This window comes from Streptococcus sp. GMD4S, from assembly GCF_000296955.1.
In genome coordinates this window covers 1-1,280 of the sequence record NZ_AJRE01000510.1, presented here as the reverse complement: position 1 = coordinate 1,280, position 1,280 = coordinate 1, and the positions used below count along the sequence as shown (strand labels likewise).

The window sequence follows — 1,280 nt, the reverse complement described above, 5'->3', positions numbered from 1 at the left end:
GAAATCCTTGCGGAGCAACACTTTGAGAGTTTACAGAACCTTTTTCCAGACTTGAAACTGGCTCTCTTGACAGGTTCCTTAAAAGCTGCAGAGAAAAGAGAAGTTTTAGAGACCATTGCCAAGGGTGAGGCCGACCTTATTATCGGAACCCATGCTTTGATACAAGATGGGGTGGATTATGCTCGTCTTGGATTGATTATCATTGATGAGCAGCACCGTTTTGGTGTGGGCCAAAGGCGTATTTTACGGGAAAAAGGGGACAATCCTGACGTTCTCATGATGACGGCGACGCCCATTCCACGAACCTTGGCTATCACAGCCTTTGGCGATATGGATGTTTCTATTATTGACCAGATGCCAGTAGGGCGGAAGCCTATTGTAACTCGCTGGATTAAGCATGAGCAGCTACCTCAGGTCTTGACTTGGTTAGAGGGGGAAATCCAAAAAGGTTCGCAAGCCTATGTCATCTCTCCCTTGATTGAAGAATCTGAAGCTCTGGATTTGAAAAATGCCATTGCCTTATCTGAGGAGTTGACAGCTCATTTTGCAGGTAAGGCCGAAGTGGCTCTGCTACATGGTAAGATGAAGAGTGACGAAAAAGACCAGATTATGCAGGAGTTCAAAGAGAGAAAAACGGATATTCTGGTTTCGACGACGGTTATCGAGGTTGGGGTCAATGTTCCCAATGCGACCGTCATGATTATCATGGATGCCGATCGGTTCGGTCTCAGCCAGCTTCACCAGCTCAGAGGTCGTGTTGGTCGGGGAGACAAGCAGTCTTATGCTGTTCTTGTGGCTAATCCCAAGACGGACTCTGGGAAGGACCGCATGTGCATCATGACAGAAACCAACAATGGATTTGTCCTTGCGGAGGAAGATTTGAAAATGCGTGGATCGGGTGAAATTTTTGGAACCAGACAGTCAGGACTTCCAGAGTTTCAAGTGGCTGATATTATCGAAGACTTTCCTATTTTGGAAGAAGCCAGAAAGGTTGCCAGCTACATTAGTTCGATAGAAGGTTGGCAAGAGGATCCAGAATGGCGCATGATTGCTCTCCATCTAGAAAAGAAAGAACATCTAGATTAATACTCTTCGAAAATCTCTTCAAACCACGTCAACGTCGCCTTGCCGTAGGTATGGTTACTGACTTCGTCAGTTCTATCTGCAACCTCAAAACCGTGTTTTGAGCTGACTTCGTCAGTTCTATCCACAACCTCAAAACCGTGTTTTGAGCAACCTGCGGCTAGTTTCCTAGTTTGCTCTTTGATTTTCATTGAGTA

General features: G+C 45.9%; 1 protein-coding gene and 1 pseudogene. One reads left to right on the top strand and one right to left on the bottom strand.

Annotation, left to right across the window (positions count from 1 at the left end):
• On the top strand, positions 1 to 1,086 hold a 1,086-nt coding region (locus GMD4S_RS12195), incomplete at its 5' end, for an ATP-dependent DNA helicase RecG (RefSeq protein WP_000341837.1).
• On the opposite strand, the pseudogene GMD4S_RS13855 reads toward GMD4S_RS12195, so the two are convergent.
• Positions 1,083 to 1,280, bottom strand: a pseudogene (locus tag GMD4S_RS13855) (hypothetical protein); the annotation flags it as partial. The gene GMD4S_RS12195 and the pseudogene GMD4S_RS13855 sit on opposite strands and share 4 nt — an antisense overlap.